Genomic DNA, 7,423 nt, shown 5'->3' on the forward strand with positions numbered 1-7,423 from the left:
TCGTTGATCAACGCCACCCGGTGCTGCGCGTCCAGCATCAGCAGTCCCTCCCGCACCGCGTGCAGCGCGGCCTGGTGGTAGTCGTACATCCGGCTGAGCTCGGTCGCGTTCATGCCGTGGGTGTGCCGGCGCAGCTGGGCGTTGATGACGTACGTACCGATCGCGCCGAGCGCGAGCACCCCGGCGGCGACCGAGAACAGCGCGGCGACCTGCTCCCGCACCCGCTCGCTGATCGCCTCCACCTTGATGCCGGCGCTGACCAGCCCGATCACGCGCCCGTCCTCCTTGACGGGCGTGACCGCGCGGACGGACGGGCCGAGGGTGCCCGTGTAGGTCTCGGTGAAGGTCTCGCCGCGCAGGGCACGGGCGATGTTGCCGAGGAAGGGCCTGCCGATCTGGTCCGGGTCCGGGTGCGTCCAGCGGATGCCCCCGGGAGTCATGATCGTGACGAAGTCGACCCCGGTGTCCTTCTGGACCCTCAGCGCGTACGGCTGGAGCTCCGCCGAGGGGTCAAAGGTGTGGATCGCCGTCCGGACCGACGGCGCGTCGGCGATCGAGCGGGCCACCGCCGTGGCCTGACGGCGGGCCGCGTCCTCGGCCTGGCTGTGGCCGTTGACGTACGTGAACAGCGCATATCCGGCCACGACGAGCGCGAGCAGCACCGCCTGCATCGCGAACAGCTGACCCGCCAGGCTGCGAGGTCTCGGAAGGGCGGGTATGCGCATGCCGCAAGTCTGCCTCTCCGCCGTGGCGTGAACTAAATGAACGGAAGGGTGACCGCCCTCACACGAGACGAGATAGTCACGTCATTCCCCTGAAACCCGGACGTGAGCCGCACGCCGGTGATGCCGATGACGTCGTCAAGGAGGGCAGCCGTGAGCAGCGCAGCCGATACGGCACCTGCCGCACCCGCAGCCAAGCGGGACCGCACCCACTATCTGTACATAGCCGTGATCGCCGCGGCGCTCCTGGGAATCGCCGTCGGGTTCGCCGCGCCGGACCTCGCCAAGGAGCTCAAGCCGATCGGCACCGGCTTCGTGAACCTGATCAAGATGATGATCTCGCCGATCATCTTCTGCACGATCGTGCTGGGCGTCGGTTCGGTGCGCAAGGCCGCGAAGGTCGGCAAGGTCGGCGGACTCGCGCTCGCCTACTTCATCGCGATGTCGTTCGTCGCGCTGGCCATCGGACTCGTGGTCGGCAACATCATCCACCCGGGCAGCGGCATGCACCTGACCGAGACGGTGAAGGGCGTCGGCCAGGCGCAGGCCCAGGCCGGCAGCGAGGGCCCGGTCGACTTCGTGCTCGGCATCATCCCGACCACGCTGGTGTCGGCGTTCACCCAGGGCCAGGTGCTGCAGACCCTGCTGGTCGCCCTGCTCGTCGGGTTCGCGCTGCAGGCCATGGGCCGCAAGGGCGAGCCGATCCTGCGCGGGGTGGAGCACATCCAGCGGCTGGTCTTCCGCGTCCTCGCCATGATCATGTGGGCCGCCCCCATCGGCGCCTTCGGCGCCATCGCCGCCGTCGTCGGCGAGACGGGCATCGACGCCCTGAAGGCACTCGCCACGATCATGCTCGGCTTCTACGTCACCTGCGTGCTGTTCGTGATCGTGGTGCTGGGCGCGCTGACCCGGATCGTGACCGGGGTCAACATCTTCCACCTGCTGAAGTACCTGGGCCGTGAGTTCCTGCTGATCGTGTCGACGTCGTCGTCCGAGTCCGCCCTGCCCCGGCTCATCGCCAAGATGGAGCACCTGGGCGTGAGCCGTCCGGTCGTCGGCATCACCGTGCCGACCGGCTACTCCTTCAACCTCGACGGCACGATGATCTACCTGACCATGGCCTCGCTGTTCATCGCCGACGCGATGGGCCAGCCGCTGTCCGTCGGCCAGCAGATCACCCTGCTGCTGTTCATGATGATCGCCTCGAAGGGCGCGGCCGGTGTCACCGGCGCCGGCCTGGCCACCCTCGCCGGTGCCCTGCAGTCCCACAAGCCCGCCCTGGTCGACGGCGTCGGCCTGATCGTCGGCATCGACCGCTTCATGAGCGAGGCCCGCGCCCTGACCAACTTCGCGGGCAACGCGGTCGCCACCCTGCTGATCGGCACCTGGACCGGCGAGGTCGACAAGGACCGGGTGCGGCGGGTGCTCGCCGGCGAGCTGCCCTTCGACGAGAAGACCCTGCTCGACGACTCCGACGACGCCGGAACCCCGGCCGAGCTGCCCGACGAGCGCGAGAAGGAACTCGCCAAGGCCTGACCCCGGCCCGCCCTGCTCCGGACGCCCGGCCCCGCCTGAACCGGGGCCGGGCGCCCGGCGTGCTGTGACCCGCCCCATGGCAGAAGAAATCCCCCGGGGAAATTGCACCCGGGGGATTTCTTTGCGTATATTCGGTGATTCGCGACTTCAAGTGGAATGGGTCGCGAAGAAGTTCACTGACCGAAGTATATCCGGGCGGGAGCCGAATTGTCAAACACCGATTTTCCAGACGGTGAATTGCGGCAGGAACAGGAATTCATCGACGGACTGTACGCGCGCGTGGACGCGCTGCGCGGTGACGCCGAGGCCTCCGTCGCGGACGCGCTCGCGCAGGGCGACACGCCCATGCAGGCCAGGCTGGAGCGGGACATCCTCGTCGCCGAGCGGTCGGGGCTGCTGGCCGCGCTGAACGCCGTGGACGGCTCGCTCTGCTTCGGCCGGATCGATCTCACGGGCGGCGACAGCCATCACATCGGCCGTATCGGCCTGCGCGCCGACGACGCCGACCGCACGCCGGTCCTGATCGACTGGCGGGCCGACGTCGCCCGCCCGTTCTACCTGGCCACCGGCCACACCCCGATGGGCCTGCGCCGCCGCCGGCACATCTCCACCGAGGGCCGCCGGGTCAGCGCCCTGCACGACGAGATCCTCGACCTCGGCGACACCACCCGCACCGGCCACGAGGACCCCACCGGCGACGCCGTCCTGCTGGCCGCGCTCAACTCCGCGCGCACCGGCCGTATGGGCGACATCGTGCGGACCATCCAGGCCGACCAGGACCGCATCATCCGCGCCCCGCACCGCGGAGTGCTGGTGGTCGAGGGCGGACCGGGCACCGGCAAGACCGCGGTCGCCCTGCACCGGGCGGCCTACCTGCTGTACGAGCACCGCGAGCTGCTGGCCAGGCGCGCGGTCCTCATCGTCGGCCCCAACCCGGCCTTCCTCGGCTACATCGGCGAGGTGCTGCCCTCCCTCGGCGAGACCGGCGTGCTGCTGGCCACCGTCGGAGAGCTGTTCCCCGGTGTGAGGGCGACGGCCACCGACACCCCCGAGGCCGCCGCCGTCAAGGGCCGCGCCGGCATGGCCGACGTGCTCGCCACCGTCGTACGGGACCGGCAGGCGCTGCCCGACCCGGTGATCGCCATCGAGCACGACCGCGAGGTCCTGATGCTCGACGACGGCCTGGTGAACGTCGCCCGCGAACGCACCCGCGCCGCGAAGCTGCCGCACAACGCGGCCCGCGAGTACTTCGAGGGCCACATCCTCAACACGCTCACCGACATGGTCGCCGAGCGCATCGGCACCGACCCCTACGACGGCTCCAACCTCCTCGACCCCAGCGACATCACCCAGATCCGCGACGAACTCGCCGAGAACCCCGAGGTCTGGTCGGCCATCGACCAGCTGTGGCCGCGGCTGACCCCGCAGCGGCTGGTCGCGGACTTCCTGGCCGACCCGGAGGGATACCTGAGCGACGAGGACGCGGCCGCGATCCGCCGCCCGGTGACCCGGGCCTGGACCGTGGCGGACGTCCCCCTGCTCGACGAGGCCGCCGAACTGCTCGGCGAGGACGACCGCCTGGCCCGCGCCCGCGCCGCACGCGAACGCGAGACCCAGGTCGCCTACGCCCAGGGCGTGCTGGACGTGTCGTACGCCTCCCGGACCTACGAGTTCGAGGACAAGGAGGACGGTGACCCCGACGCTTCGGAGGTGCTGTCCGCGCACGACATCATCGACGCCGAGCGGTTCGCCGAACGGCAGGAGGAGGACGACCACCGCAGCGCCGCCGAGCGCGCGGCGGCCGACCGCACCTGGGCGTTCGGGCACATCATCGTCGACGAGGCGCAGGAGCTGTCACCGATGGCGTGGCGGCTGCTGATGCGGCGCAGCCCCACCCGCTCCATGACCCTGGTCGGCGACCCCGCGCAGACTTCGGAGGCGGCAGGCGTCGGCGCCTGGGCGGACATCCTCCGGCCGTACGTCGAGGACCGCTGGGAGCACACCCGCCTGGGCGTCAACTACCGCACCCCCGCCGAGATCATGGACGTCGCGGCGGCCGTGGTCCGCGCCGAGCACCCCGGCTTCGAGCCGCCCGGCTCGGTCCGCTCCACGGGCGTACGGCCCTGGGCCCGCGCCACCGACGACCTGCCCGGCGCGCTGGAGAAGGCCGTCGCCGAACTCACCCCGTCCGAGGGCCGGCTCGCGGTGATCGCTCCGCGCGACCTGCACCGCCGCCTGGCCGCCCGGCTGGACGGGGTCACGGCCGGCGCCGAGCCCGACCTCACCCAGAGGGTCGTGCTGCTCGACCCGCGCCAGGCCAAGGGCCTGGAGTTCGACTCCGTCCTGGTGGTCGAACCGGGACGCTACGGCACGAGCGACCTGTACGTGGCCCTGACCCGGGCCACGCAGCGGCTCGGTGTGCTGCACACCGGCGAGTTGCCGAAGGCCCTGGCGGACGCCCTGGCCCGAGTCCGGCCCGAGTCCGGCCTGAGCCCTGGCCCGAGTCCGGCCTGAGCCCGGCCCGAGCCCGGTCCGGGCGGGCCGGTCAGGCCGGCCGCAGCCACACCGTCGCCAGCGGCGGCAGGGTCAGCCGGATGCTCGCCGGCCGGCCGTGCCGCCCCTGCGGCTCCGGCTTGACCGGGTCCGGGTGGACGACGTCGCTGCCGCCGTAGCGGGCCGCGTCGGTGTTGAGGACCTCCACCCAGGCGGGCACGTCGTCGGGGACGCCGATGCGGTAGTCGGGGCGGACGACCGGGGCGAAGTGGGACACCGCGAGCAGCGGGGTGCCGTCGGCGTCGTAGCGCAGGAAGGCGAGGACGTTGTCCTCCGCCGCGTCCCCGGTGACCCACTGGAAGCCGTCCGGGTGGACGTCCCGCGTCCACAGGGCGGGGGTGGCGCGGTAGACGGCGTTGAGGTCGCGGACCAGGTCCCGCACGCCCCGGTGGTCGGCCTGAGCGCCGTACGCCGGGTCGAGCAGCCACCAGTCGGGGCCGCGGACCTCGGACCACTCCGAGCCCTGCGCGAACTCCTGGCCCATGAAGAGGAGTTGCTTGCCCGGATGGGACCACATGAAGCCCAGGTAGGCGCGCAGGTTGGCGCGCTGCTGCCACCAGTCGCCGGGCATCTTCGACACCAGCGAGCCCTTGCCGTGCACCACCTCGTCGTGGGAGATCGGCAGGACGTAGTTCTCGCTGTAGGCGTACACCATCGAGAACGTCATCTCGCCGTGGTGGTACTTGCGGTGGACGGGATCGTGGCTCATGTACTGCAGCGAGTCGTGCATCCAGCCCATGTTCCACTTCAGCCCGAAGCCCAGGCCGCCGAAACCGCTCGGGCCCCGGTGGTGGGTGGCCCGGGTGACGCCGTCCCAGGCCGTCGACTCCTCCGCGACGGTGACCACGCCCGGCACCTCGCGGTACACGGTGGCGTTCATCTCCTGCAGGAACGCCACCGCGTCCAGGTTCTCCCGGCCGCCGTGCTCGTTCGGCGTCCACTGGCCCGGCTCGCGCGAGTAGTCCAGGTAGAGCATGGAGGCGACCGCGTCCACGCGCAGGCCGTCGATGTGGAACTCCTCGCACCAGTACAGGGCGTTGGCGACGAGGAAGTTGCGCACCTCGCGGCGGCCGAAGTCGAACTCCAGGGTGCCCCAGTCCGGGTGCGCGGCCCGCAGCGGATCGGAGTGCTCGTACAGCGGGCGCCCGTCGAACTCGGCCAGCGCCCATTCGTCCCGGGGGAAGTGCGCCGGCACCCAGTCCATCAGGACCCCGATGCCCGCCTGGTGCAGGGCGTCGACCAGGTACTTGAAGTCGTCCGGGGTGCCCAGGCGCGCGGTGGGCGCGTAGAAGCCGGTGACCTGGTAGCCCCAGGAGCCGCCGAAGGGGTGCTCGGCGACGGGCATCAGCTCCACGTGGGTGAAGCCGAGCTCCTCGACGTACGCCGGGAGCTGCTCGGCGAGCTGGCGGTACGTCAGGCCGGGTCGCCAGGACGGCAGATGGACCTCGTACACCGAGAACGGTGCCTCGTGCGCAGGCCGCTCGGCCCGGCGGGCCATCCACTCCTCGTCGCCCCACTCGTGGTGCGAGGCGTGGACGACGGACGAGGTGGCCGGCGGTGCCTCGGTACGGCGGGCCAGCGGGTCGGCGCGCAGCGTCTTCGAGCCGTCCGGCCGGGTGATCTCGAACTTGTACAGCTCGCCCTCGCCGATGCCGGGCACGAACAGCTCCCACACACCCGTGGAGCCGAGCGAGCGCATCGGATACCCGGTCCCGTCCCAGAAGTTGAAGGTGCCGGCCACCCGCACCCCCCGGGCGTTGGGCGCCCACACCGCGAACCGGGTGCCGCTCACGCCCCGGAGCGTCATCGGGTGCGCCCCGAGCGCCTGCCACAGCTGCTCGTGCCGGCCCTCGCCGATCAGGTACAGGTCCAGCTCGCCGAGCGTGGGCAGGAAGGAGTAGGCGTCCGCGGTGTGCTGCACCGTCCCCTCGTACGCCACCTCCAGCCGGTACTCCGGTACGTCCCGCAGTGGCAGCAGGCCCGAGAAGAACCCGTCCCCGTCGTCGTTCAGCTCGGTCCGCCGCTCCCCGGCGACCGCGGTGACGCCGAGCGCGTACGGCCTCAGCGCACGGAAGGCGACCCCGCCGGGCACGGGGTGCGCCCCGAGCACGGAGTGCGGATCGTGGTGCGTACCGCTGAGCAGCCGCTCCCGGTCGGCGGCCCCGACGGGGACGAGGTCGATCCCGGGGACGGGTTCCACCGGGGGCGCGGCGGCGGGCCCGGGCGCCACGGGCGTGACCGGCGGCTCCGGGATGGCCGGTGCCTTCGCCGTCGTCTTCTTCGCCGCAGCCTTCGTCGGGGCCTTCTTCGCCGGTGCCTTCTTGGCGGCCTTCTTCGCGGCGGCCTTCGCGGCCGTCGCTTTCGTCGCCGTCTTCGCCGTGGCAGTCGTCTTCGTGGCCGTCTTCTTGGCCACCGCCTTCTTGGCCGTGGCCTTTTTCGCGGCTGTCTTCTTCGCGGGCGCCTTCTTGGCCGCGGCCTTCTCCGGCGGGGCCGCCTTCTTCGCCGTCTTCCGTGCGGCGCTCTTCTTCACGGCCGCCGGCTGCTCGGCAGCGGCGGCCTCGGTCGTCTTCTTCGGATCCGAACCGCTGGACGGGGGGCGGGGGGTCACGGGA

Annotated in this window: 3 protein-coding genes and 1 pseudogene; 2 read left to right on the plus strand and 2 right to left on the minus strand. The window is 71.6% G+C overall.

Annotation, left to right across the window (positions count from 1 at the left end; genetic code table 11):
• Positions 1–725 (minus strand): annotated as a pseudogene (locus C1I97_RS26780) (histidine kinase); the annotation flags it as partial.
• A gap of 150 nt (positions 726–875) precedes the next feature.
• Between C1I97_RS26780 and C1I97_RS26785 the strand changes: the two are divergent.
• A complete protein-coding gene (locus C1I97_RS26785) occupies positions 876–2,258 on the plus strand; it encodes a cation:dicarboxylate symporter family transporter (RefSeq protein WP_111005723.1) in 1,383 nt (460 codons plus the stop codon).
• Between the two features lie 237 nt (positions 2,259–2,495).
• On the plus strand, positions 2,496–4,772 hold the full coding sequence (locus tag C1I97_RS26790) for a HelD family protein (RefSeq protein WP_111005724.1): 2,277 nt from the start codon (positions 2,496–2,498) through the stop codon (positions 4,770–4,772).
• Positions 4,773–4,803: 31 nt separating this feature from the next.
• On the opposite strand, the gene glgB is transcribed toward C1I97_RS26790, so the two are convergent.
• Positions 4,804–7,419, minus strand: coding sequence for a 1,4-alpha-glucan branching enzyme (glgB, locus tag C1I97_RS26795; protein WP_111005725.1), 2,616 nt, complete (start codon positions 7,417–7,419; stop codon positions 4,804–4,806).
• Between the last annotated feature and the right edge of the window lie 4 nt (positions 7,420–7,423).

The sequence above is a fragment of the Streptomyces sp. NTH33 genome (genome assembly GCF_003236365.1).
Classification (GTDB): Bacteria; Actinomycetota; Actinomycetes; order Streptomycetales; family Streptomycetaceae; genus Streptomyces.